We start from the raw sequence: 24335 nt of genomic DNA, 5'->3' as shown, positions 1-24335 counted from the left end.
TAAGTTTGTTTTAATTAAACACATGCACACCCTGACATGCATCCAAAACCGGACTTTTATGCAGGGTGTCAGACTTATATGTATCGGGTTTTGGGGCGTAGGGTTTCAATTGTCGCTCACATTCCTGTGTGCGCACAAGTCCGGCACGCTATAATTATATGCGCATCAGCAGCTGGTGAGCTGTTTGGGTGGTGTATGTGCGGGCAATTTTTTTATTATACCTGTGAGCACAGGTGCCTGTTCCCTTACTACAATTGAAATGCCTGCAGCTTTTCCAAATCCTCTTTCAATTCAGCCAGGTCGTCTTCCTCCACTTCCTTGATCGCCATCCGGCTTTGGTAGAATTTCAGAATATCTTGTCGCAGCGCAGGGCTCGTGTTTTTGAAATCAGATTTGGCAAGTTTGTCCAGCAACTCAGCGTACGTTTCGTCGGCAAGCTTGTAATTGCCGGGCTTTGTAGGCTCTCCTGTGTCGAGCTGCATATTGTCTAGTTCGAGCTGGCCTTGTTGCCTGAGTTGCTTTATGAGCTTTGTGTAATTCTCGACGGAGGTATTGAAGCTGTGATAGAATAGTTTTTCTGCCTCCGGAGTTGGTGGTTTAAAGGCAAGCGTACGGAAAGGCCCTAGTTTAGGGAGCACTTTGATGATCCAGGCTGAAAAGCGAACAAGCAGGTTGGGTCTTTCGTAGTCTGTGCCCCAAGTCTGGTTAAACTCAGCGCGCTTCATGTGGTAACGGAACTAGCTTTGGGTTATACCTGGACTAGCCTCTTGTATATCACTACGCTTGGCCTGCCAGGCGGCCTTGGTCAGGTCCGGCAGAAAACCACGAATGGTATAGCGGTAGGTCCCGATGGCCATGGGAACGTTCATAAACACGTCATTCAGTTCGAGGCCATACGTCTCCAGAAAAGCACGTTCCAACAGTTCTTTCGACACCTTAAACCCGATAAAATCCTGGTATTGCTCAGATGCGTAATTTCCTCTTGCTACCTGCAGTACATCAAACCCGAACTCCGTTTTGATATGTGACACGGGATCTTCGGCATACGTTACTTCCCGACCATGCTCAGCCTTCACCTTAGGGTATACCAGCGCCACTGCTTTGTTGGTGCCGAGTGAGTGTCCGTGTATATCGGCATTGTAATGCGACAAAGCGCCGAGCGCAAAGCCATACTCTTCCACAGTAGTAGCTGATTTGATCAGGTTTTCTACAAAGGCACCACTCTGGACATAATGCGTCAGGTCTGTGAAGAACGTGTTACCAAACGGGAAGTAGCCCATATCCTGCACAATAGAGCCTCCATAGGCATGCGCATGGGCCTTCTGCAGGTCTTCGTCTGTAGCATTGGGGAAGCGCTTGCGCAGCAGAGGTTTAATAGAATCTTTCCAGGCAGCATCTATAATGGCTTGGTGCGTGAGTACACCATAAGCCCGCGCGGTAGTTGCCGTTAGCAGCAGGTATAGCATCAGGGCCAGGGAGCCCAGTTTTGTAAGGGTGCGATTGTTCATCGTAATAGGTATGCGTCAGGTGTTGTACGCAAAAGCTGGCAAAGAGATAGTGTATAGGCTATATTCTATGAAGAGGTACGCAGCTTCTTACGGGCTCTGAGGTAGCTCATCACTTCCACGATGCTAATCCCTAGAAGCACCCACATGGCGCCCAGCAGAAAGCCAGCCAGCACATCCGAAAGAAAGTGCACGCCCAGGTATATCCTGCTGAAACCTATGAGTAAAATCAATGCTCCGGCTCCGGCCAGCACTATATTACGCGAGCGCCTCCGGTGCAGGTGGCGGTACCCAAAATAGGCCAATATACCCCAAAGCGCTATGCTAGTGGTGGCATGCCCGCTCGGGAAAGAAAAGTTGTGCTCCGGATAGAAGGCCACATCGGTGGGACGGTCGCGGCTGATGAACTTCTTACCGTACTGCACCGATAGACCGGTTCCTGCCATGGTCAGCCAGAAAGCCAGCACCGCTGTATAGCGCCGGTTGTATAAAAACACGATGGTGGCCAGACCGCCAACGGCAAACACTGCTTCCCGCGTGCCCAATTGCGTAAGTGCATAAAAAGTCTGGCTGAGCCACTCGCTGCGCATGTTGAAGAGAAAGGCAGTAAATGCTTTATCGACATGCACTACCCCTTCCGATTCAATCACATCTTCGGTGAGGTGAGAAAGCAAGGCCGCATTGATACCAATGACCAACAATAGAATGGACAGAGGTAAGCCAATAAAAGTTGTGGTATCGAAGCGGCGGAGCAGAAAACGGAAAAGCCCTGGGAACCGCAGGTATAGCCGCTGCACCAGCGGTTGCCTGACCAGCCAGCCGCGTATAGATTGAAAGAGGTATGTGAGGAAATGACGCATAAAGGAAAAATCCAACTCTTATACGCAATCCTCTCAATTTGATATAAGCGGTTGCGCATTTACCCGCAAAAAATAACTGTTCGCACGGCAAAATGATTTATTAACAACTTATTAGCCCTATATAAAGTACATATTGAACATGAGAGGGTTTGAAAATATGTACGACAAACTCCTGCTCGGAGTAGGAGTCATATTGCTGGTGTTGCTGTGGGTACAGTTTCCGGCTATGCCTGAGATGAATGCGGACGACCATGTACGCTACACCTCGGACGAAGCCAAAACGGTTATGAACTCAAAAGCCCGGTTTCTGAAGCCCTCTAAGGCACTTTCTCCACGCCAGGTCATCAAAATACAGCTCCATGCCCTCCAACGAAACGACATGACCGACAGTGGCATCATCACGGTTTTTAATTTTTCGTCGCCAACCAGCCGGGTAAGTCTCGGGCCGCTTAACCATTTCCGGATGATGGTGCGCGACCCAGCCTACAGCCCCATGCTCAACTTCGTTTCATACAAAACTGGCAAAATGGTAATAACCGATAATACCGCCTATCAACTGGTGGTTATTAAAGGAGCAGGTGGGGAGCAGGTACCTTACTTGTTCATACTGGCTAAGCAGCGAAAAGGTATGTATAAAGGCTGCTGGATGACAGTGGGCGTTGCCCGCCAGGATGTAAACCGCCAAACCAGCCTGATCTAAAGGTATACCTGCACAGCTATACCTTCTTTACAATGGCAATTCCATTTTGATATCGGCACGCTCGTAGATGCTCGGCGGCATCGGAACTTCTACAAAATCCAATCTTCGGTAGAGATTTAACGCTGTTTCCAATCTTCGGTTTGATACCAGGTATACCTTGCGGGCACCAACTTCACGGGCTTTCCGGATGGCTGCCTCGCCTAATAGCTTTCCGATCCTCAGGCCCTGAGCTTTGGGAGTCACGGCCATTTTAGCTAACTCGTACACACCATCGCCATCGTTGATCAGTGCGCAGGTGCCTACGATTTCGCCCTGGTAGCTGGCCATCAAAATAAAGCCTCCCTTGTCGATGATGTAACTTTGCGGATTGCCTAACGATTTGTAGTCGGCCTCTTCCATTACAAAATAGCGGGTGATCCACTCTTCATTGAGAGCGCGAAAGGCGCCGGCATGTTGCGGCTCGTAATCAAGTATCTGTACGGTAGCGTCGGTGGTAGCCAAGAGCATAGGATATTCTAATTTGCTGCAAATTTACGCCTATACCTGTCTCATTGTCAAACAGGTCATCCACAAAATATTTCCATCAGCAACAGCTCATACTTAGTTTTCGCCACGCAATAATTGTCCCCTCAACTCACCGTCGGGGTAAGTGCTGCTGTGTATATTCAGGTACCATTTTCCGTCAAGCAATTGCTCTTCTTCTGTTTGGGTGAGTTCCCTGGTGGTGCCCGTCATGGAACCGGTGTGGCTCGTGGGGTGGTTTTCGATCGGTATCACGACAGGAGCACTCTCGGTGGCAAGTGCCGGACCATGAAAGTGTATAGCTGACGTGTTATCATCTGCGCTGCCAAGCGTCCAGCTAAAATTATACGTCAGCACCCGGGTGCTCCGGTCGTAGGTAGCGGTGAGGGAGCCAAATCCATTTGTAGTGACAGCCGGCACCTCGTTTTCTCCGGACAGCCCTACATTCGTGAATTCGATCTCACTCTGGAGCGTGTCATCCTTCTTATCGTCCTCGTCGCAGGCATAAGCAAAACCGCTCAACAATACCAAAAAATAAAATAATACCCTCCTGACACTTCTATCCTCACGTTTCATAAACATCTATTTAACCAATTATAAATCAATCCCTTGTATTGTTTTACTTGCCTGACCGGCACTTTGTTAACGGTCAGGTATAATTTGAGACCTCATGCTGACCTTTTCCATCTTTTCGTAGCGAAGTGAAGTATAAGATGATCGGTTAAATGCTTCTGTTTTCATGCCTGACACCATTCCTCTCTGGTTGCCGATCGCCTATACCTTATTTCTGATGGTATTGGTGCCAGTGTATTGGAAGCACTATGGCCCGGGCAATTTTCTGTGGTTTTCGGATGTAGCGCTGTTCTCGGTGGGCATTGTGCTCTGGACGGAAAATCATCTTTTACTGAGCATGATGGCTGTGGGAGTGCTGGGGCTGGAGCTTGTCTGGAATATCGATTATTTCGGGCGCCTGCTTACCGGAAAAGAACTGCTGGGCCTGAGTGATTACATGTTTCATCAGGACAAGAGCCTGTTTTTGCGGGGGCTGTCGCTGTTCCATGTATTTCTGCCGGCCATTGTGATTTGGTTGCTGATCGAGTGGGGTTACGATACCCGCGCTTTCTGGTACCAGACGGTACTGACCTGGGTCGTGCTGCCGCTCAGCTATTTCCTCACCGACCCCAAAGAGAATGTGAACTGGGTATACGGTCTTGGCAGCAAACCGCAAACCGTTATACCTAAGGCACTATACTTTACACTATCCATGCTGTTTTTCCCGATCTGTGTATACCTGCCTTCGCATTTTATACTGCTGTGGCTATTTGTCTGAACATAAAAAAAGCGGGCTAAGCCCGCTTTTTCCTCTCACCTTAAACAAACAATTAACTATTCTGAGGCACATTCGCGTCCGGCACTTTCACTTTTTCTGAAGTCTTGAGCCCTGACACAACTTCTATATTGATGCCGTCTGATAAACCGGTTTTCACTTCACGTTTCTCAAACACCTGCGGAGCGGTCTCAACTTCTACAAACGACTTGTCTTTCTCGAACTTGAGCAGACTTTCTTTCACCGCCATTACTTTTTCTCGCTTGTCGAGTACGATGTCGGCGTTGGCGCTATACCCTGCCCGGATAAAGTCTTTCTCGTCGAGCTTCACCTTGGCACGGATAGGGAATTTAATAGAGCCTTCTTCCAGCACGCCTTTCGGAGCAATGTACTCAAGTTCGGCATTGAATACGCGGCCTTCGATGGCACCAATGGTTAAGAGCAGGTCCATACCTTCTTTCAGCTTGCCTACTTCCGACTCGTCGATTTTGCCTTCAAAAATCAGGCTGCGCATGTCGGCCACGGTGGCGATAGAGGTGCCCTCATTGAAGTTGTTGCGCTCGATGATGGAAGTGCCCACTTTTACCGGTACGTCTAGTAGCATGCCGTCGATTGTGGAGTAAACCAGGTTAGAAGCCTGTCCGCTGCGCTTGGAAGCACCCTCGCGCACGAGTTGCAGGTTGCTCTCCGCCGACTGCAGGGCTTCGCGCTTCAGTTCGTAGTCTGATTTAAAGCGGCGGTATTCCTGTTCGGCAATCACTTTTTGGTCGTAGAGCTGTTGATAACGAGCCAGTTCTCGCTTAGCCTCGTCGAAGTTGATGCGGGCTGTTTCTAGTGTGTTCTGCGCGTTGTTCACGTTTACGATGTTCGGCACAATCTTCACCTTGGCCAACAGTTGTCCCTGCTTCACGATCTGCCCTGCCTCCACATACAGTTCCTCCACAATGCCCGACACCTGCGACTTTACCTCCACCTCTTTGCGCGGCACAATCGCCCCTGTGGCCACTGTTTTCTTCACAATGTCGGTGGTAAAAGGCTCTTCAGTTTTATACACAACCGGATCGGTGTTGGCCTTGTTGTAGAAGTACCGGCCCAGCCAAACAGATGCAGCCAGCATGAGGATTACGAACAGTCCGATAAAAACCTTTTTCATAGGGGTATACTCAATTATGTTCTTGTTAATTCGATGCCTTAAATTATTCTTCCTGCAGGGCCACGACCGGATTCACACGGGCCGCCTTGGTGGCAGGTATAAGTCCGGCCAGAGCGCCGGCCACCACCAATAGTATTGTTGCTGTTACAGCTACGGTCGGGTTCACCTCTGGCGGACCAAAGAATCCTGCCTGCACATTGTTATCCACCATAAAGCCTTCGATGGTCGCGATAAGCCCGGTACCTGCCAGCAATCCAATGTAACCGGCAAAACCCGTGATCACGATGGATTCCTGAATGATCAGGCTCACGATGGAGAGCGGTGTCGCGCCGAGTGCCTTGCGTATACCTATTTCCTTGGTCCGTTCTTTCACTACGATCAGCATGATGTTGCCTACCCCGATGATACCGGCCACGATGGTGCCGATGCTCACCAGCCAACTGAAGCCCGCTATACCTGCAAACAGCCCCTGCACATCCTGAAATTCCTTCTCCACATTAGCTGAGCCGAAGGCCTTCAAATCGGTCGGGGCCACCTTGTGTCGCTTCATCAACAGGGCTTTCACTTTTTCCTCCACCACGGCCGCTGCTATACCTGGCTTTGGTGTCATGGCAAAGAAGTTTACCTGGTTGGGCTGATTGAATGCTTGCTGCAAGGTTGTGTTGGGTATATAAATAGTCTGGGCATCCTGCACCACTTCTTCGTCCTTGCCGATCGGTTTGAAAGTGCCCACCACCTGAAAATAAATGCCTTTGATACTGATGTACTTGCCAATCGGGTCTTCTCCTTCGCCAAACAGCAGCTCCAGGGTACGCGGTCCCACCACCGCTACCTTGCGACGCTCTTCTACATCTTTTTGGTTGATGAAGCGACCACTCAAAATATTGGTCGGCTTTACGTGCAGCACTTCGGGTGTTTCGCCATTCACGGTAAAGGAAGAACTCCTGGTGCCATACACCACCGAAAAGCTTCCGCGCACCTGGTTGCTCGGCGCGATCACCCCCACCTCGGGCACAAAAGCCCGGATAGCGTCTATATCATCGTTGGTCATCTGGATAAAACGCCCCGCTTTCAGGCCCATGTAAGGCACACTGGTGCGCTGCGTCCAGACAAACACAGCATTTTTAGCCACGTTAAATTCAGAGGTTATACCTTTCTCCAGCCCCTTGCCCGCACCCAGCAAAAGCACCAACATGAAAATGCCCCAGAACACCCCAAAAGCCGTCAGCGCCGTACGCAGCTTGTGCTTTTTTACGGTGTTATAAATCTCGGTCCATTTATCAATGTCGATCATGTTTTTTTATTGAGTGAATGAGTGACTTAATGAATGAGTGATTGTTTATTTCTTATTAATTGAATTAGTGAGTATTCAATAAGTAGTTGTTTTGTTGATTATTGGGTCATTGATTCAGAAAAACTTTGGCAAACAATAATTATGATTGATTATTATGCTCACGATTCATCAAGTGAATAACTAACCGGTTCTATAGTCTTATCTCCATTTAATCGCTTAGTAAATCATAAATAAAAATCACTCATTCACTAAATCGCTAGCTCTCAAATTCCTCCACTCCATCACTCATTCAAAATTCTAACTCGCCCTCAGCGCCTCTATCGGTTTGATTCTGGCTGCTTTCAGAGCGGGCATCAGACCGGCCAGGGCTCCGGAGATCACCAGTACCAAAGTGGCCGCCAGCGCTACGCCGGGGTCTACCTCCGGATTGGCAAAGAAAGGTGCTTCCGTACCTGACGATTCCATCAGATATTCCAGACCAGCGAGCACACCTGTACCTGCCAGCAAACCTAAGTAACCCGAGAAAGCCGTTATCACTACAGACTCCTGCAGGATCAGGCTCACAATGGAAAATGGCGTAGCTCCTAAGGCCTTGCGCACGCCGATCTCGCGGGTACGCTCTTTCACGATGATCAGCATGATGTTGCTCACGCCCACGATGCCGGCGATCAGGGTGCCTATACCTACAATCCACACAAATATTTTGATACCATTGAAGAGGCCCATCACTTTCAAGAATTCCGCTTCTGTATTCTCTACCCCAATGGCCATCTTGTCGTCGGTCGAGAATTTATGGCGCTCGGCCAGCAAATTACGCAGACGGCCCTCCATGTCTTTGGCGCTCACGCCGGGCTCTGCCACCAGCGCCATCATCTGCACCTGGTTAGGTTGGTTAAAGGCAGCCTGTAAGGTCGAGAAAGGGATATAAGCCCGCTCTTCGCGACGGCTGCTGTTATTGCCGCGCATCTTAAAGGTGCCTACTACCTTAAAATGTATACCCTTAATGTTGACGTACTCGCCCACCGGATCGGCCTCTCCGAACAGCACTTTGCTCACCTGATCACCGATCACGACGACTTTGCGCTTCTCACGCTCGTCGATGTCGTTGAGCAAACGGCCTCTGAACGGAATTTCGCCATTTATTTTCAGGAAACCCGGCTCGGCACCAAACACTTGGTAAGAGCCGTTTTGGGTTCTGTAATTGATGGTATACTCCCCCATCACCCGGTTGCGGGGCGAGAGTAGCTGCACATTATCCACATCGCGGTGCACTGACGCTATATCCTGATTGGTCAGTTTTATCTCGCGCCCCGGCGACATGCCTTGGTGGGCCAGTGCCGTTTTGCCGGTCCAGACGTAGATACTATTCTTGGCTCCGGCCCCGAAACGGTTGTACACGCCGTTCTCCAATCCCTTGCCCGCACCCAGCAAAAGCACCAGCATAAAGATGCCCCAGAACACGCCAAAAGCGGTCAGGAACGTACGCAGCTTGTTTTTCTGCATCGTCCCGATTATCTCCTGCCATTTGTCTAGGTCGAACATCTACTTGATTGTTAAATTGTTGATTGCTGGTGTCTATGTTCGTTAACTCTTCGCCGCGACAGCTTCTGCAGCGAGTATAGCCTCTTCTGCACCGTGGTCACTATTCACGATCAGACCGTCTTTGAGCCGGATAACGCGGTGCGTTTGGGCAGCAATGTCGTTTTCGTGTGTCACGATTACGACCGTCATACCTTTGCTGTTCACGTCTTTGAAAATATCCATCACATCGTAAGAAGTCTGCGTGTCGAGGGCACCGGTCGGTTCGTCGGCCAGGATCAGTTTAGGTTGCGAAATAAGCGCTCTGGCAATGGCTACCCGCTGTTTCTGACCACCTGACATTTCGTTGGGGGAGTGCTCTGCCCAATCCCTTAGGCCCACCCTGTCGAGGTACTCTAGGGCCAGTTTGTTGCGCTGTTTGCGGCCCACATTCTGGTAGTAGAGTGGTAGGGCCACGTTCTCTATCGCGTTTTTGAAAGAAAGCAGGTTGAAGGACTGAAATACGAAACCCAGAAACTTATTGCGGTAATAGGCAGCCTTCGCAGCTGATAGATTCCGGATAGGCGTGCCTGCCAGGGTATAGCTGCCGCTGTCGTAGTCGTCGAGGATGCCGAGTATGTTGAGCAGCGTGGATTTGCCAGAGCCGGAAGAGCCCATGATCGAGACCAGTTCGCCCTCTTCTATGTGCATATCAATGCCTTTGAGCACGTGCAGTTTGTTGTGCCCCACTGCATAGTATTTATGTATATTTTCCAACTGTATCATAGGCGACAGACAAAAATGACGGCAAATAATTTACAGGAATTTGCCAGACAAGGTGCTCTATATAGTGCCAGGATTTCTAAATTTTATACCTACAAGGTTTTTCTATCGATTGATAGGTATAATTTGTCTCTTAACCGATTACCTTTTAGCAGAGTAGTTTCAGTTACCTCACCCCTTATTTAAGTTAAAACGAAACTCAATACCTGACTATTTTGCTTTGTTCATGATAAAGATGAAACAGACAGGCGGGAGGTTGCCTGCGCTATAGAAAATAATTTAATCGCTATACCTGAGCTTCGTAGAAAGGCTATGCGATATTCGGACCTACCCCAGCCCATCCTTTTTCACCCTTTGAAGCATCACCTGGGATATATTCGGGAGTTTATAGAGACACATACCGATGCAGAAGATTCATTTCTGAGGGCACAGCTTAAGACGTTAGGCCGTTCGCAGCTCGACCTATACCTGGGTAAGTTATCCGCCCAACAAATTGCTAATGAAACCACCCTATACCTGCAAAAGCACCGCGCCCTTGCCCCAGATGCTTACCGGCTATACCTGTCGGACAGTGGAGCGGAGTATAAGTTGATTAGCCTGTCTGACGAAAGCAAGTGGGTACTGCGTTGGGGCGTAGTTGAAGGAAGGCACGTGCATCTGCACCCGGCCAGGTATAGCCAGCACACCATCAGGGTGAAGGCAAATACCTTGAAAACAGCTGTAGCAGTGCAAATAGCCACTCGACGGTATAAAGAGCCACTGAGCTTAGCACTGGTTAACCAGGTGCGTACTCAGTGGCTGGAGTTGGCTCCTATACCTGCTTACCTTCCTGAAGGGGGTTTGGGGAAGTTGCTCCACTTGCTGGGCGGCAAGGACACCATTTAGTTTTCAGTTCGGCTAAAGACCATTCGGTTGTTGACTTTTGTATACTTAAAGTCCTCATCGCCTCTGAACATGGCTCTTTGTAAGTGCATGTTGTTCGTTACTTTGGTATATTTAAAGTTGGCCAAACCTCTAAAATCTGCCGCCTTAAAATCAGCGTCACCACTAAACTTGGCATATTTGAAATTCGCCTCTCTTTTAAAAGCAGCATTCTCGAAACTTGCCTCCGCCGGAAATGCTACGTACTTGAAGTTGGCCTCTTCTGCAAACTTTGCGTTCGTAAAGTCAGCTGATCTGGAAAACTTGGTGTACTTGAACAACGCTTCGTGTTGAAAACTGCTGCCTGCAAACGATACGTCATCTTTGAATTTGGCATATTTAAAAGCGCTGTATCCTTCAAACACACAGTCCTCAAATCGAACAGCCTTTTCGAAATCAGTATTGAACAACTCGTTTTTCCTGTTGAGAAGTTTTATATCTTGGTTATCCGGATTATAATACGCCAGCACGTCGTCTTTGAAAGTGCAGTTCACAAAGGTCACAGGTGCTTTTACGGTGCTGATATACTCATTCGTACTATTCTTATTGTCAGCCTTTTTATCGAGGCGCATGTTGTCCAGACGCGTCAAGTCCAGCACCCCCACAATTTCAGCATTCTTGTAAGTCACGGCCTCGCCACGGTTTATCTTAGAGATAATTTCAGAGGCATTCACGCGCGTTTGCGCCCAGGTTAGAAAAGGAACCGCTAACAGGAAAAGGAGTAGGAATGATTTTTTCATGGTCTTAAGGTATAAGTTTTGAGTGAAATATCAGCTTATACCCTCTAGATGAAGCAAGTCTGCGAATGGTTGCCTGACCATCTATTTTATTCTTCCAGAAACTGCACGATGGTGCGCACCACGATCCAATAGATGAGAAAAGCGAAAGTGAAGATGGTTACAAACAATAAGCCCTTTGCCAACAGGCTAGAGCTGATCACTTGGCAGGTATAGCTCGCGACCAGGAAAGGCAGCAGGATGCCGAGTCCCAACATGATTTTTAATACTTTGTCAAAGGATTGCTGCGGCTCGTTCATGGCTATACCTGGTTTAGTGCTTCATGTTTTAATACAACGTAAAACATAACCAGAGAGTTTTAATCGCTATATAGTTATAAAACAAAAACAGCACCACCATTTTCGGGTGATGCTGTTTTTACTATGCCAATATGATCTTAACTAGATATGCAGGGCGCGGTTTTCTGTCGCTGCCAGGCAAGCCTCTTTGATGGCCTCCGTATACGTTGGGTGTGCATGGCTCATGCGGGAAATATCCTCTGCCGAAGCTCGGAATTCCATCGCCACGACTGCCTCTGCAATCAGGTCAGCTATACGTGGGCCGATCATGTGCATACCCAGGATCTCGTCTGTTTCCTTGTCGGCCAGCACTTTAACGAAACCGTCCGTATCCATCGACGCCTTGGCACGACCTGAAGCTTTGAACGGGAAGGAACCTGTTTTATAGGTACGGCCCTGCTCTTTCAGCTGCTCCTCGGTATAACCTACGCCCGCCACTTCCGGCCAGGTATACACCACACCCGGGATCAGGTTGTAGTTGATGTGCGGCTTCTGGCCTACGATGGTCTCTGCCACGAACACGCCTTCTTCTTCAGCTTTGTGGGCCAGCATCGCGCCACGCACCACATCACCGATCGCGTAGATACCCGGTACATTGGTTTCCAGGTGGTCGTTTACGGCAATCATGCCACGCTCACCCATCTGTACACCGGCATTCTCCAAACCAAGTCCTTCGGTATAAGGCTTACGGCCCACCGATACCAGCACGTAGTCACCGTCAAAGGTCACGGTTTCGCCTTTCGGGTTCTCAGCCGTCACAGTTACTGTTTCGCCTCCGTTGGTAGCGCCGGTTACTTTGTGGTTGAAGAAGAACTCGAAGCCCAATGTTTTCTTAAGCACACGCTGCAGCTCTTTACCCAACGCTCGGTCCATGGTCGGGATGATGGCGTCCATATATTCAATCACCTGCACTTTCGTACCCAGGCGAGCATACACAGAACCCAGCTCCAAACCAATCACACCACCACCGATCACGATCATTTTCTTCGGTACCTCTTTCAGTTCCAAAGCTTCTGTAGAGGTAATGATGCGCTTCTTGTCAATCGGTAGGAAAGGAAGCGAAGTTGGCTTAGAACCTGTTGCGATAATAGTTTTGTCTGTCTCGATCTGCTGCTCCTGACCGTCTGTACCTGCTATTTTGATGGTGTTCTTGTTCACAAAAGAACCCATACCGTAGTAGGTATCGATTTTGTTTTTCTTCATTAGGAAGGCAATGCCGTCGTTATTCGACTTCACCACGCCAGCCTTGCGGTTGATCATCTGCTCAATGTTCACCTGTAGGTCATTCAGCTCAATACCGTGCTCCTTAAAGGTATGCGCCGCGTTGTGGTAATGCTCTGATGAATCAAGCAGTGCCTTAGAAGGTATACAGCCCACATTTAGGCAAGTACCGCCCAGCACATTGTATTTCTCTATAATAGCAGTTTTCAGGCCCAGTTGTGCGCAGCGTATAGCCGCCACATACCCGCCAGGACCAGAACCGATTACTGTAACATCGTATTTCATCTGTCTCTATTTTAGGGAGAGGTATACCTCTCGTTTTATTTTGGTTTCTATAGTTCACATGGCAGGAGCGAGTGTCCTCGCTCCTGCCATACTCTGCAAAAGCAAAAAATAAAGGAGGAGCAAACTTTAGCGCTTACCCCTCCTTCCTTATCTCAATAATTTAGACGCCAAGAAGCAATCTCATCGGATCTTCCAACAGCTCCTTCACGCGAACCAGGAAGCTAACTGACTCACGACCGTCGATGATGCGGTGATCGTAAGAAAGGGCCAGGTACATCATCGGACGGATCTCAACTTGTCCGTTCACGGCAACCGGACGCTGCACGATGTTGTGCATACCAAGTATAGCCGACTGCGGCGCGTTGATGATTGGCGTTGACATCATAGAACCAAACACACCACCATTGGTGATCGTGAAGGTACCGCCTGTCATCTCTTCAATCGAAAGTTTCCCGTCGCGTGCCTTCTTCGCCAGACGAATTACTTCTTTCTCAATGCCATCCAGTGTCAGACTTTCCGCGTTGCGGATAACCGGCACTACCAGACCTTTTGGTGAAGAAACAGCGATAGACACATCCACAAAATCATTGAAGATCATATCATTGCCATCGATCTGTGCATTCACAGCTGGCCACTCCTGCAGGGCTACGGTACAGGCCTTCGTAAAGAAAGACATGAAACCAAGGCCTACCTCGTGCTTCTCCTTAAACTTGTCTTTGTATTTGGCGCGTATATCCATGATCGGCTTCATATCCACCTCGTTAAAGGTCGTCAGCATAGCCGTTTCATTTTTCACCTGTACCAGGCGGCGGGCAACTGTTTTGCGCAGTGAGCTCATCTTCTCGCGGCGTTGGTTGCGATCACCTGAAGCAGCTGGTGCGGCAGCAGTTTCCTGCTTAGCGGCAGGGGCAGCGGCGGCAGCCGGTTTCGCAGCTGATTTCTGAGCGCCCACGGCGTCTTCTTTCGTAATGCGACCGTCGCGGCCTGTACCTTGCACATCAGCTGGGTTGATGCCTTTCTCAGAAAGAATCTTTCCGGCTGCTGGCGAAGGTGTGCCTGATGCGTAGGTTTGTCCACCAGATGGAGCGGCAGCGGCTGGCTGAGAAGCCTGCTGTGCAGCAGGAGCGCTTGGTTGAGCGGCTGGCTGAGCAGCGCCGGCACCTGCACCCTGCACAATGCGGCAAAGCAATCCACCGATCTCTACCGTGTCGCCTTGCTGGGCTACGATCTGCAGCGTACCTGCGGCTTCAGCCGGCAATTCAAAAGTCGCCTTATCTGATTCCAGTTCGGCAATTACCTCGTCCATTTCTACATGGTCGCCGTTGTTTTTCAGCCAGCTGGCAATCGTTACTTCTGTAATAGACTCGCCTACAGTTGGTACACGCATTTCTTTTGTCTCACCGGCACCCTGTGCAGCGGCCGGAGCTGGCTCCTGTGCAGCCGGAGCAGCAATAGTTGGTGCTGCAGTTTCTTGTTTAGCGGCTGGGGCAGCAGGAGCGCCACCGGCTTCGCCGTTTTGCTCGATGCGGCAGATCGTAGCGCCTACCTCAATGGTATCGCCTTCCTGGGCAACGATGCGTAAAATGCCTGCGGCTTCTGCGGGCAGTTCGAATGTGGCTTTGTCAGATTCCAGCTCCGCAATCACCTCATCCATTTCCACTCGGTCGCCGTCTTTCTTTAGCCATTGGGCTATGGTTACCTCAGTGATGGACTCACCTACGGCAGGCACTTTAACTTCTAAGCTCATATTTTCTATCGATTATGAATTACGAATTAAGAATTACGAATCATTACTGAATAACGACGAATGATTAATGGATAATTACCCTCCACCAGCCAAACGTCCTTATTCAGCAATCATTATGAATTAAATAGCGAAGGCACGTTCAATCAACTCTGTCTGCTCCTTGCCGTGTATTTTGTTATACCCTGTTGCAGGCGAAGCACTTGGTTTACGGGCTACTACATCTTCAACGCCATTGCGCATCACACGCAGCACGTACATCCAGCCGCCCATGTTTTCCGGCTCTTCCTGTACCCAGTATACCTTCGCGTTCTTGTATTTACTCAGCTCAGTTTCCAACTGCACTTTCGGGAACGGTGCCAGCTGCTCCATACGGATAATGGCCACATCCTTGCGCTTGTTCTTCTGCTGCTCTTCCACCAGGTCGAGGTATACCTTACCAGTACAAAGCAATACTTTCTTTACTGATTTTGCGGCTGCATAATCGTCACCGATTACTTCTCTGAAGCCTCCTTTCGTGAAATCTTCCACTGGAGACACCACGTTTGGATGACGCAGCAAGGACTTAGGTGCCATATTGATAGCTGGCTTGCGGAATGGCAAGGCCAACTGACGACGCAGGAAGTGGAAGAAGTTGGCTGGCGTTGTAATGTTGGTCACGTACATGTTATTTTCTGCAGCCAATTGCAGGAAGCGCTCCGGACGGGCATTGGAGTGCTCCGGGCCCTGCCCTTCGTAGCCGTGCGGCAACAGCATTACCACACCATTCATGCGCTGCCACTTAGACTCGGTAGCGGCCACGAACTGATCAATCATTACCTGAGCACCGTTGGCAAAGTCCCCGAACTGTGCCTCCCAGATAACGAGTGCATTTGGGTTTGCCATCGCATAGCCAAACTCAAAGCCCAGCACACCATACTCTGACAGCAAAGAGTTATAGATTTCCAGTTGGCGCTGGTCGTCCTGGATATGGTTCAGGCTATTATAAGGAGCACTGGTATTGGCATCACGGAGCACGGCGTGACGGTGCGAGAACGTACCGCGCTGCACATCCTGTCCGCTTAGGCGCACAGTTTTTCCTTCTGCTAACAGGGAACCGTAAGCCAGCAATTCGGCAGCAGCCCAGTTTAGTTGGCGGCTCTCGAAGAACATTTCTTTTCGGTCTTTCAGGAGCTTCTCAATTTGCTTGAGTGGCTTAAAGCCCTGCGGCACCGTTGACAGCGCCTTGCCTACCCGCTCCACTACATCAGGAGCTATACCTGTTTCAGGAGATTGGTTGAAGTCTTCTGGTTTTGAGCGACGCAGTGTCTGCCATTCCTTCTCCAGAGACTGGTAGTTGTAAGGCAAAGGTTTCTGCTTCACCATATCCAGACGATCCTGCAGCATCTGGCGGAATTCTTTGTCCATGGACTGAGCCAGTTCTACATTGATATCGCCATGGGCAATCAGGTTCTTGTTGTATACCTCCCGCGGATTCGGGTGCTTGGATATCAGATTGTACAGGTGCGGCTGCGTGAATTTCGGCTCATCTGCCTCGTTGTGGCCATGACGACGGTAGCACACCATGTCGATAAAGATGTCGTTGCCGAACTTCTGACGGTACTCTGTAGCCAGGCGAACAGCAAACACAACCGCTTCCGGGTCGTCGCCATTCACGTGCAGCACCGGTGCATCGATAATTTTGGCTACGTCCGTGCAGTAGATAGAAGAACGGGCATCTTCAAAATCAGTAGTAAAGCCTACTTGGTTATTGATCACGAAGTGAATGGTACCGCCGGTCTGGTAGCCTTTCAGCTTGGCCATTTGCGTTACCTCATATACTATACCTTGTCCGGCCAGGGCAGCGTCGCCATGAATCAGGATAGGTACAATTTGTTTCGGGTCGCGGTCGTACATGCAGTCAATCTTGGCACGCACGAAGCCTTCCACCACTGGGTTCACCGCCTCTAAGTGCGATGGGTTCGGTGCCAGTTTCAGATTAACTGTATTACCGGATGTAGGTGTCACTACTTCAGAAGAGAAGCCCATGTGGTACTTCACGTCACCATCGCCCATGGTAAGGTCTGGTGTGGCTGTGCCCTCAAACTCCGAGAAAATCTGCTCGTAGGTTTTGCCCATGATGTTAGCCAACACGTTCAGGCGACCGCGGTGCGCCATACCTATCACCACTTCTTTTGCACCCAAATCAGAGGCTTTGTCAATGATGGCATCCAGGGCAGGTATAGTTGTTTCGCCACCCTCCAGTGAGAAACGCTTCTGACCTAAAAATTTTGTGTGCAGGAAGTTCTCGAATACAACCGCTTCGTTCAGTTTAGAAAGAATGCGTTTTTTGTATTCTATACCTGGGTTAAAGGCAGGGAATTCTTTTTCTATTTTGTTTTGCAACCACGTAAGCACTTCCGGGTTGCGGATGTACATATACTCATAACCGATCGGCCCTTCGTAAATCTGCTGTACCTTTGCCACAATGTCGCGCAGTTTAGCGGGTCCGATACCGATTACTTCACCCACCTGAAACACAGTGTCCAGGTCCGCTTCTGAAAGTCCAAAGTCTTTCAGGTCGAGCAGGGCCTTACGGTCTTTGCGCTCACGTACCGGGTTGGTTTTAGAACGTAGGTGACCGCGGCTGCGGTAGGCATATATAAAATTGCGAACAGCTACCTCTTTGTCTGACTCGCCAGCGGCGGCAGATTTGGCAGGAGCACCGGCAGTGGTTTCTGCTGTGTCGTGGCCGTTCTCGTTGTAAGCTGTTGAGAAGTCAAAACCTTCAAAGAATTTGCGCCATCCAAAGTCCACAGACTCCGGGTCCTGCTGATAAGCTTTATAAAGCTCGTCTATATAGGCTCCGTGCGCATTGGCGATATAGGTATATTTATCCATAACTGATGTTTACGGCTGTGTGTGAAGGCAAAGTTAAGAGTATTTATAACAAATCAAACTTTACGCATTCGCATAAGCAAATACATCTATTTATCAGCACTATACCTCAACATGTATTATCTATATATAAGGTAGAATGATAGCATGAGACTTCATGTAAGTGATGAAATTACTGCAGCGTTTATACTTATAGTTCTTACATCAGATTGAATACTTCCTTTATTCTGAATTATTAGACTTGCTGTCTTTTGAGGTATACAGTATGACCCTTTGGGAATTGATTGCCAGAGAAAAAGTCTCGATTTATAATAAAGCTTGCGCGTGTGCCGTGTACACTGTCGCAAAGCCTACCATCTATTTCACAGCCGGGGCTTGATCATTTCCTGCAAGGCTATTTTTGGTATCCCTGCCCTCATTGCCTACAGGTATACTCCAAGTCGAACCTACGATTCTGGGAGGAAAAGTTTATTAATCATCAATCTCGCGGCAAACGCTACAAGATGCTATACCGGGAAGCTGGCTGCCAACGGACCGTTATAAAGGAATATCAGTTGTAGCAGTCACCTAACTTCTTCTCAGTCTAATTGAAACACTTTACACGGCCATACCAAACAGTCGGGAAATAGCTGCCTGATCAAAATCTGGACGTCCGTAACTATAGGTATAAATTAAAGTATTATCTTCAGTACTTTAACATACCTATAAACCCCTATGAAAAAAGATATGATCGGTCTGGCTGTGCTCAGCCTGCTGGCTTTTGGCTGTAACGAAAATGCCAGAGAGGTAGCAGACAGCGACAACGACCGCACCGCAGTTGCCAGCGACACAACTGGCCTGCTTACCGCTCAACAGAGCATAAACGCCAACGACCTCCTGCAGCACATCAAGGTGCTCGCCTCTGATGAGTTTGAAGGTCGTAGCCCTGGCACTGCCGGCGAAGATTCTACTGTAAACTACCTCACCCGCGAGTTTAAGAAGCTGGGTTTACAGCCGGGCAATCCGAATGGTACCTTTGTGCAGAAGGTTCCGATGTTTGGCTTTACCGCACAGCCTCAGGCAAATTTCACGGCGGGAGGCAAAACCATTAACCTTTCTTTTCCGGATGATTACGTGGCTGTATCACGCCGCTTTGTGCAGGATGTGAACGTAGACAACTCTGATCTGGTGTTTGTGGGCTACGGTATTGTAGCACCTGAGTATGGCTGGGACGATTACAAAGGGGTGGATGTAAAAGGCAAAACCATCGTGATGCTTATAAACGATCCGCCTATACCTAGCTCAAATAACCCGGAGCAGCTGGACAGCACCATGTTTGGCGGAAAGGCCATGACCTACTACGGCCGCTGGACCTACAAATATGAGATTGCTGCAGAAAAAGGCGCTGCTGCTGCCATCATTATCCATGAAACAGATCCGGCAGGCTATCCTTACGAAGTGATATCAGGAAGCTGGAGCCGCGAAAACTTTGACATCAGCAACCCGGGCAAGAACATGGACCGCTTAGCAGTAGAGTCCTGGATAACGGATGACAAGGCGCGCGAACTCTTCACAGCCTCCGGTAACAACTTCGAAAAGCTAAAGAGCGCTGCTGCTCAAAAAGGCTTTAAACCTGTGCCGCTGAATGCAAAGGCAAACTTCACAATTAAAAACAAACTGCGCGAAGTAGAATCGCAGAATGTGATCGCTAAGCTGGAGGGGTCCGACCCGCAGTTGAAAGACGAATATGTGGTGTACACGGCCCATTGGGACCACTTGGGTAAAGACGAGAAACTGCAAGGTGACCAGATTTATAACGGTGCCATGGACAATGCCAGTGGCACGGCGGGACTCATTGAATTGGCAAAAGCCTTTACACAATTACCCGAGAAGCCGAAGCGTTCTATTTTGTTTCTGGCTGTAACCGCTGAAGAAAAGGGTTTGCTGGGCTCCAAGTACTATGCCTCTAATCCGCTATACCCACTCACCAAAACCCTGGCCAACATCAACATGGATGTGCTCAATCCTTACCATCCAACCGAAGATGTAATTGTGATTGGGTACGGCAACTCTGATTTGGAGGATATTCTGCAGGAAGAAGCCCGCACGCAAAACCGTCGCATCGTTCCGGAGGCATCTCCGGAGAAAGGCTCCTTTTACCGCTCTGATCACTTTGAGTTTGCCAAGCAAGGTGTGCCAGCCCTTTATGCCAAATCAGGTATAGTTGCCCGTGAGCAGGCTGCCGACTTTATCACCAAAAAGCAAGAGCAGTACACAGCCGAGCATTATCACAAAGTAAGCGATGAAGTGTACGATGATTGGAACCTGGACGGTGCTGTAGAAGATCTCCAGCTTTATTTCCGGGTGGGGCTCCGGGTGGCAAACGGCACCACATACCCAGCATGGCGCGAAAAATCTGAGTTTAGAGCGAAACGGGAAAAATCATTGGCTGAAATCCAATAGAGATTATCCCCTCTATTAATAAGGAGTCTTTCTGAAATGTCAGGAAGGCTCCTTTTTTATTGGTCTTCATTAGAAGCATTCACTCACATCATACCTAAACAGCTGCGCCAAGCCTCAATAAATTAATAAAATTATATTTTATAACTAACTCACTATAATAGCCGCATCACTATGCCTGATTTAAGACCTGCCGCTCACCCACATAAAACACTTTTTAACAACCAAATACGATCCTTTCACAGGGATTAGCATCAAAAAGACTAATCTTATGGGTTACCTTTCCGTATAACCTGAATAAATAAGTACAATTTACTTGTTTAACAAAAATTGAAAATCATGAAAAAGACAATAAAATTTGCATTCGCTGCTTTCGCTTTTTTTGCTTTCACAGCTTGTGGTACCGATAATAACACAGCCACGGAAACTGATCGTATTGACGAGGTAGAGACCTCTGATATTGATGTGGATGCAGACATGGACATGGAAACTGACACTACTACCGTTATGGATACAACCGTAAATGATGGTGTGGCAGACGATATCCCAGAAGAAAGACCTATTCAGTAGCATACATAATTTCGTTTATAAAAAAGCCCCCTTCCGCTTTGCCGGAAGGGGGCTTTTTTATAAACATTTAACTAAAGAAAAATAGTATAGGAGGTATGGATATGGCTTAATACTTGTTTAAATTTAGCCAATGGAAAAATTATCTTTAGAAGAAGACGGTGTAGCGATTGTGCTTGTGGCAGCTGACGCAGACTTGCGTCAGGCCGTGCAGCAATTGGAGCAATGCGAGGAGCTTGCCGTTGACCTTGAATTTGATCAGAACCGCTATACCTATGGCTTTAACCTTTGCCTGATCCAGATTGCTGATGGCAAAGGAAAATGCTTTATTATAGACCCATTCTACATTAATGATCTGAAGCCTTTTTTCGGGTTAATGGAAAATCCGGCAATTACAAAGATCATTCACCATTCAAACAATGACATCCTGTTGCTTGATAAGATGGGTTGCTCTGTAAAAGGTATAGTTGACACGGATGTGGCTGCTAAAATCCTAAACTACGAGCGCTCTTCGTTGGCAACCGTGCTCAAAGAAGAATTTGGGAAAGAGATCGATAAGTCGCAGCAGTCGAGTAACTGGAACAAGCGACCTCTTACAGAAGACCAGCTCCGCTATGCAGCCATTGATGTAATATACCTGCATCAGGTTAAGGCTAAACTACTTCAGGAAATACAGAAGCTTGACCGCATGCACTGGCTCGAAGAGGAGAACTACTTGCTGGAGCAGCTTAAGTATACGGAGTCAGAAAACCCGCACCTGCGCCTGAAGCATTCATATCGCCTCAATTACTATCAGCAATATCTTCTGAAATTTCTGTATACCTTACGGGAAAATCTGGCACAGCAGTTTAACAAACCAGCTCACTTTGTTATTCCTAATGATGCATTGGTAGAGTTGGCTAATAATCCGAACGCGGATATACATGAATGGCTGAACCACACGAGAGGTATACACGGCAATCTGAAAAAGCCAAAAAATGAGCGGCTGCTACAAGAAACATTGCAGGAAGCCAAAGAAGCAGCCAAAACCAACCACATCAGTCATGACTATCCTGAGCACCGTTTTCAGCGGCCTTTGCGGACACCTGAAACAGAACGCCGCAAAGAATTGATGACAGCAGTGCAGAAAGAGATCATGGCCAGGTATGGAGAATATGCATCTAAATTAATCATTAACCAAAGCCTGATAACGGACTATAGCCAAAACGGCAAGCTGCGCTGTAATAAGAAATATGGCAGTGCGATTGTACTGGAAGTAGCGCATGAATTAGGTATAGCAATACATGTTTCAGCAGCTCCACAGCAAACAGAGGAGTAAATAAGTTTGTCTTTAAGAAAACAGCATGGAAAACGTAAGGATTGAACACGACTTTTTGGGAGAAAGAGAAATTCCCAATGAAGTTTACTATGGCATACAGACGACGCGCGCGCTAGAGAACTTTCATATTACCGGTACACCTATTTCGAAAGAACCTCTTTTCATAAAGGCTTTTGCTTATGTAAAAAAAGCAGCTGCACTGGCCAACCACAAATGTGACGTTATAAACAAAGAGGTGACAGATGCTATCGTGTATGCCAGTGATAGACTGATTGCCGGAGAGTACCTGGATCAGTTTGTAACAGACATGATTCAGGGAGGTGCCGGGACTTCGGTGAACATGAACGTAAACGAGGTGATCGCTAACATTGGTCTGGAACACATGGGACATGCGAAAGGCATGTATAATTTCCTCCATCCTAATAACCATGTGAACTGCTCTCAGTCTACAAACGATGCTTATCCAACGGCTTTCAGGCTGGCACTCTACTGGAAAATACAGGCATTCATTGAAAGTCTGGAAGCTTTACAGCAGTCATTTGGGCGCAAGGCAGAAGAGTTTAAAGAAGTATTGAAAATGGGACGCACGCAGCTACAAGATGCTGTACCCATGACTTTAGGAGCTGAGTTCCACGGTTACGCAACAACCATCCGGGAAGACATTCAGCGTCTGCACGAAGTTAAAATGCTGATCTGCGAAATTAACATGGGGGCAACGGCAATTGGTACCTCTATAAATGCTCCGCAGGGCTATCCACAGCTGGTAACAGACATTCTGCAAGAGATATCAGGTGTACCTGTTGTGCTCGCCGAAGACCTGATCGAGGCTACGTGCGATACAGGTGCATATGTACAGGTATCTGGTGTGATGAAACGCTGCGCCGTAAAAGTATCCAAAATTTGCAACGACTTACGACTGCTCTCTTCAGGACCACGTGCAGGCTTGAATGAAATCAATCTGCCACGTATGCAGCCTGGTTCATCTATCATGCCAGGCAAGGTAAATCCTGTTATACCTGAAGTCGTAAATCAAACGGCTTACTATGTTATTGGGGCAGATATAACCGTTACCATGGCTGCAGAGGCCGGTCAGTTACAGCTCAACGTAATGGAGCCAGTGATAGCCTACAGCCTTTTTAACTCCCTGACTTTTCTGGAAAACGCCTGCTATACCTTGCAAAGCAAGTGCATAGACGGTATAACAGCAAACGAAGAGATCTGCCGAAATATGGTCATGAACAGTATCGGCATTGTCACCTCGCTAAACCCGATTTTAGGTTACGAAGAGTCGGCATCCATTGCAAAAGAAGCGTTGAATACTGGTAAGTCTATACACGAGATTACAGTACTAGAGCGTAAACTCATCACGCAAGCTAAATGGGATGAGATATTCTCAATGGAGAATCTCATTCATCCTAAGTTCATTAATATATAAGAGTAGCCAAACTATAAAAGAAGCGGCTTCAGGTGATTCTGGAGCCGCTTCTTTTTATAAGAAAGATGTACCGTCCTGAAATAAGTTGACACAAAAGTTGACTTATATGGAAGAGACGAGCAAGAGTGTCTTTTTGCGGAAAAGTCAAAAGGACTACAGTTTAGCATTCAAACTGGCGGTCGTAGACCAGGTAGAAAAAGGGCTGTTGACTTACAAGCAGGCCCAGCTCAGGTATGGCATCCAGGGGCGATCGACTGTTTTGGTGTGGCTGCGTAAACACGGTCAGTTAGACTGGACAAGCAAATGCCCTATGAAAGACACAGCCACCGCGCAAGAAAATCAATGACCTGGAGGCCAGGATCAGGCGCCTGGAGCAGGAGAAAATGATCCTGAACCGGGCCATCGACATTGCCGACGAGCAGTTTGGCACTAACATCCGAAAAAAGTATTTGCCCCTCTCGAAAACAGCTTTCCGGCCAAAGGGGCAGGAAGAACCACCCGAAAGCAAGTAGCCCGCAGCCTGGGCTACAGCCGCCAGTACCTCTACAAGCTGCAAAAAGAAGCGGCCAAAACAACTCTCCTCAAAGAACAGGTGCGGCAGCTGGTCTGTGAGCAGCGCAAACTTTTGCCCCGGCTGGGCACTCGCAAGCTGCACGTTAAACTACAGCCGGCCTTCAGGAGCCTGGGCCTCAAAGTGGGCAGGGACAGGCTCTTTGGCTGCCTCAGGGAGTTTGGCCTGCTCATAAAGCCAGGCAGGCGCTACGTGCAGACCACCATGTCGCGGCACCACC

General features: G+C 48.5%; 23 protein-coding genes. 9 read left to right on the top strand and 14 right to left on the bottom strand.

What is annotated here, in order from left to right:
- Positions 1–248: 248 nt before the first annotated feature.
- From K3G39_RS12100 to K3G39_RS12090, 3 genes are all read right to left on the bottom strand, one after another.
- Positions 249–725, bottom strand: a complete 477-nt coding sequence (locus K3G39_RS12100) for a hypothetical protein (RefSeq protein WP_220626436.1) — start codon at positions 723–725, stop codon at positions 249–251.
- Positions 726–737: 12 nt separating this feature from the next.
- Positions 738–1508, bottom strand: coding sequence for a zinc dependent phospholipase C family protein (locus K3G39_RS12095; RefSeq protein ID WP_220626435.1), 771 nt, complete (start codon positions 1506–1508; stop codon positions 738–740).
- Between the two features lie 65 nt (positions 1509–1573).
- Positions 1574–2365, bottom strand: a complete 792-nt coding sequence (locus tag K3G39_RS12090; protein ID WP_220626434.1) for a phosphatase PAP2 family protein — start codon at positions 2363–2365, stop codon at positions 1574–1576.
- Between the two features lie 139 nt (positions 2366–2504).
- Between K3G39_RS12090 and K3G39_RS12085 the strand changes: the two genes are divergently transcribed.
- Entirely contained in the window at positions 2505–3065 is a 561-nt protein-coding gene (locus K3G39_RS12085) for a DUF4864 domain-containing protein (protein ID WP_220626433.1), read from the top strand.
- A 27-nt stretch (positions 3066–3092) separates the two neighbouring features.
- Here the strand turns inward: K3G39_RS12085 and K3G39_RS12080 are convergent, their stop codons facing one another.
- Both K3G39_RS12080 and K3G39_RS12075 read right to left on the bottom strand, forming a co-directional pair.
- A complete protein-coding gene (locus K3G39_RS12080) occupies positions 3093–3572 on the bottom strand; it encodes a GNAT family N-acetyltransferase (RefSeq protein ID WP_220626432.1) in 480 nt (159 codons plus the stop codon).
- A 93-nt stretch (positions 3573–3665) separates the two neighbouring features.
- Positions 3666–4163 carry a CHRD domain-containing protein gene (locus K3G39_RS12075; RefSeq protein ID WP_220626431.1) on the bottom strand — a complete coding sequence of 166 codons (498 nt, stop codon included), beginning with the start codon at positions 4161–4163 and terminating at the stop codon, positions 3666–3668.
- 163 nt (positions 4164–4326) lie between these two features.
- On the opposite strand from K3G39_RS12075, the gene K3G39_RS12070 reads away from it, so the two are divergent.
- Positions 4327–4917, top strand: a complete 591-nt coding sequence (locus tag K3G39_RS12070) for a membrane-associated protein (protein ID WP_220626430.1) — start codon at positions 4327–4329, stop codon at positions 4915–4917.
- 52 nt (positions 4918–4969) lie between these two features.
- Here the strand turns inward: K3G39_RS12070 and K3G39_RS12065 are convergent, their stop codons facing one another.
- From K3G39_RS12065 to K3G39_RS12050, 4 genes are all read right to left on the bottom strand, one after another.
- A complete protein-coding gene (locus K3G39_RS12065) occupies positions 4970–6067 on the bottom strand; it encodes an efflux RND transporter periplasmic adaptor subunit (RefSeq protein WP_220626429.1) in 1098 nt (365 codons plus the stop codon).
- A gap of 43 nt (positions 6068–6110) precedes the next feature.
- The gene (locus tag K3G39_RS12060; RefSeq protein WP_220626428.1) at positions 6111–7361 is read right to left on the bottom strand and encodes an ABC transporter permease; all 1251 of its coding nucleotides are present in this window, start codon (positions 7359–7361) and stop codon (positions 6111–6113) included.
- 297 nt (positions 7362–7658) lie between these two features.
- Positions 7659–8903: an ABC transporter permease gene (locus K3G39_RS12055; RefSeq protein WP_220626427.1), complete on the bottom strand. Its 1245-nt coding sequence runs from the start codon at positions 8901–8903 to the stop codon at positions 7659–7661.
- Positions 8904–8945: 42 nt separating this feature from the next.
- The gene (locus K3G39_RS12050) at positions 8946–9665 is read right to left on the bottom strand and encodes an ABC transporter ATP-binding protein (RefSeq protein WP_220626426.1); all 720 of its coding nucleotides are present in this window, start codon (positions 9663–9665) and stop codon (positions 8946–8948) included.
- 351 nt (positions 9666–10016) lie between these two features.
- Here K3G39_RS12050 and K3G39_RS12045 point away from each other — a divergent pair, with 351 nt between their 5' ends.
- Positions 10017–10547 (top strand): hypothetical protein, encoded by a 531-nt coding sequence (locus K3G39_RS12045; RefSeq protein ID WP_255594279.1) that lies wholly within the window; start codon positions 10017–10019, stop codon positions 10545–10547.
- Here K3G39_RS12045 and K3G39_RS12040 read toward each other — a convergent pair.
- The 5 genes from K3G39_RS12040 to K3G39_RS12020 all read right to left on the bottom strand — a co-directional run bounded on the left by K3G39_RS12040 (position 10544) and on the right by K3G39_RS12020 (position 17788).
- Positions 10544–11323, bottom strand: coding sequence for a pentapeptide repeat-containing protein (locus tag K3G39_RS12040; protein ID WP_220626424.1), 780 nt, complete (start codon positions 11321–11323; stop codon positions 10544–10546). The two genes, K3G39_RS12045 and K3G39_RS12040, sit on opposite strands and share 4 nt — an antisense overlap.
- An 86-nt stretch (positions 11324–11409) precedes the next feature.
- Entirely contained in the window at positions 11410–11619 is a 210-nt protein-coding gene (locus tag K3G39_RS12035; RefSeq protein ID WP_220626423.1) for a hypothetical protein, read from the bottom strand.
- A gap of 141 nt (positions 11620–11760) precedes the next feature.
- Complete coding sequence (gene lpdA, locus K3G39_RS12030) at positions 11761–13164, bottom strand: dihydrolipoyl dehydrogenase (protein WP_220626422.1); 1404 nt, start codon at positions 13162–13164, stop codon at positions 11761–11763.
- A gap of 160 nt (positions 13165–13324) precedes the next feature.
- Positions 13325–14911: a 2-oxoglutarate dehydrogenase complex dihydrolipoyllysine-residue succinyltransferase gene (gene odhB / locus K3G39_RS12025; protein WP_220626421.1), complete on the bottom strand. Its 1587-nt coding sequence runs from the start codon at positions 14909–14911 to the stop codon at positions 13325–13327.
- A 120-nt stretch (positions 14912–15031) separates the two neighbouring features.
- Complete coding sequence (locus K3G39_RS12020) at positions 15032–17788, bottom strand: 2-oxoglutarate dehydrogenase E1 component (RefSeq protein WP_220626420.1); 2757 nt, start codon at positions 17786–17788, stop codon at positions 15032–15034.
- Between the two features lie 711 nt (positions 17789–18499).
- On the opposite strand from K3G39_RS12020, the gene K3G39_RS12015 reads away from it, so the two are divergent.
- The 6 genes from K3G39_RS12015 to K3G39_RS20885 all read left to right on the top strand — a co-directional run bounded on the left by K3G39_RS12015 (position 18500) and on the right by K3G39_RS20885 (position 24056).
- Positions 18500–20227: a M28 family metallopeptidase gene (locus tag K3G39_RS12015; protein ID WP_220626419.1), complete on the top strand. Its 1728-nt coding sequence runs from the start codon at positions 18500–18502 to the stop codon at positions 20225–20227.
- 336 nt (positions 20228–20563) lie between these two features.
- Positions 20564–20794 carry a hypothetical protein gene (locus K3G39_RS12010; RefSeq protein ID WP_220626418.1) on the top strand — a complete coding sequence of 77 codons (231 nt, stop codon included), beginning with the start codon at positions 20564–20566 and terminating at the stop codon, positions 20792–20794.
- 130 nt (positions 20795–20924) lie between these two features.
- Positions 20925–22109, top strand: coding sequence for an HRDC domain-containing protein (locus K3G39_RS12005; RefSeq protein ID WP_220626417.1), 1185 nt, complete (start codon positions 20925–20927; stop codon positions 22107–22109).
- 25 nt (positions 22110–22134) lie between these two features.
- Positions 22135–23544: an aspartate ammonia-lyase gene (gene aspA / locus K3G39_RS12000; protein ID WP_220626416.1), complete on the top strand. Its 1410-nt coding sequence runs from the start codon at positions 22135–22137 to the stop codon at positions 23542–23544.
- 106 nt (positions 23545–23650) lie between these two features.
- Entirely contained in the window at positions 23651–23890 is a 240-nt protein-coding gene (locus K3G39_RS11995) for a hypothetical protein (protein ID WP_220626415.1), read from the top strand.
- Positions 23891–23927: 37 nt separating this feature from the next.
- Positions 23928–24056 (top strand): hypothetical protein, encoded by a 129-nt coding sequence (locus K3G39_RS20885; protein WP_255594278.1) that lies wholly within the window; start codon positions 23928–23930, stop codon positions 24054–24056.
- Positions 24057–24335: the final 279 nt, after the last annotated feature.

It is taken from the genome of Pontibacter sp. HSC-14F20 (assembly GCF_019599265.1).
Classification (GTDB): domain Bacteria; phylum Bacteroidota; class Bacteroidia; order Cytophagales; family Hymenobacteraceae; genus Pontibacter.
This window is presented reverse-complemented; position numbering and strand designations above follow the sequence as displayed.

Bases quoted from the DNA above. Each gene is read 5' to 3' on its own strand.
- K3G39_RS12100 (WP_220626436.1), bottom strand. From the start codon at position 725: ATGAAGCGCGCTGAGTTTAACCAGACTTGGGGCACAGACTACGAAAGA.
- K3G39_RS12095 (WP_220626435.1), bottom strand. From the start codon at position 1,508: ATGAACAATCGCACCCTTACAAAACTGGGCTCCCTGGCCCTGATGCTA.
- K3G39_RS12090 (WP_220626434.1), bottom strand. From the start codon at position 2,365: ATGCGTCATTTCCTCACATACCTCTTTCAATCTATACGCGGCTGGCTG.
- K3G39_RS12085 (WP_220626433.1), top strand. From the start codon at position 2,505: ATGAGAGGGTTTGAAAATATGTACGACAAACTCCTGCTCGGAGTAGGA.
- K3G39_RS12080 (WP_220626432.1), bottom strand. From the start codon at position 3,572: ATGCTCTTGGCTACCACCGACGCTACCGTACAGATACTTGATTACGAG.
- K3G39_RS12075 (WP_220626431.1), bottom strand. From the start codon at position 4,163: ATGAAACGTGAGGATAGAAGTGTCAGGAGGGTATTATTTTATTTTTTG.
- K3G39_RS12070 (WP_220626430.1), top strand. From the start codon at position 4,327: ATGCCTGACACCATTCCTCTCTGGTTGCCGATCGCCTATACCTTATTT.
- K3G39_RS12065 (WP_220626429.1), bottom strand. From the start codon at position 6,067: ATGAAAAAGGTTTTTATCGGACTGTTCGTAATCCTCATGCTGGCTGCA.
- K3G39_RS12060 (WP_220626428.1), bottom strand. From the start codon at position 7,361: ATGATCGACATTGATAAATGGACCGAGATTTATAACACCGTAAAAAAG.
- K3G39_RS12055 (WP_220626427.1), bottom strand. From the start codon at position 8,903: ATGTTCGACCTAGACAAATGGCAGGAGATAATCGGGACGATGCAGAAA.
- K3G39_RS12050 (WP_220626426.1), bottom strand. From the start codon at position 9,665: ATGATACAGTTGGAAAATATACATAAATACTATGCAGTGGGGCACAAC.
- K3G39_RS12040 (WP_220626424.1), bottom strand. From the start codon at position 11,323: ATGAAAAAATCATTCCTACTCCTTTTCCTGTTAGCGGTTCCTTTTCTA.
- K3G39_RS12035 (WP_220626423.1), bottom strand. From the start codon at position 11,619: ATGAACGAGCCGCAGCAATCCTTTGACAAAGTATTAAAAATCATGTTG.
- lpdA (WP_220626422.1), bottom strand. From the start codon at position 13,164: ATGAAATACGATGTTACAGTAATCGGTTCTGGTCCTGGCGGGTATGTG.
- odhB (WP_220626421.1), bottom strand. From the start codon at position 14,911: ATGAGCTTAGAAGTTAAAGTGCCTGCCGTAGGTGAGTCCATCACTGAG.
- K3G39_RS12020 (WP_220626420.1), bottom strand. From the start codon at position 17,788: ATGGATAAATATACCTATATCGCCAATGCGCACGGAGCCTATATAGAC.
- K3G39_RS12015 (WP_220626419.1), top strand. From the start codon at position 18,500: ATGAAAAAAGATATGATCGGTCTGGCTGTGCTCAGCCTGCTGGCTTTT.
- K3G39_RS12010 (WP_220626418.1), top strand. From the start codon at position 20,564: ATGAAAAAGACAATAAAATTTGCATTCGCTGCTTTCGCTTTTTTTGCT.
- K3G39_RS12005 (WP_220626417.1), top strand. From the start codon at position 20,925: ATGGAAAAATTATCTTTAGAAGAAGACGGTGTAGCGATTGTGCTTGTG.
- aspA (WP_220626416.1), top strand. From the start codon at position 22,135: ATGGAAAACGTAAGGATTGAACACGACTTTTTGGGAGAAAGAGAAATT.
- K3G39_RS11995 (WP_220626415.1), top strand. From the start codon at position 23,651: ATGGAAGAGACGAGCAAGAGTGTCTTTTTGCGGAAAAGTCAAAAGGAC.
- K3G39_RS20885 (WP_255594278.1), top strand. From the start codon at position 23,928: ATGATCCTGAACCGGGCCATCGACATTGCCGACGAGCAGTTTGGCACT.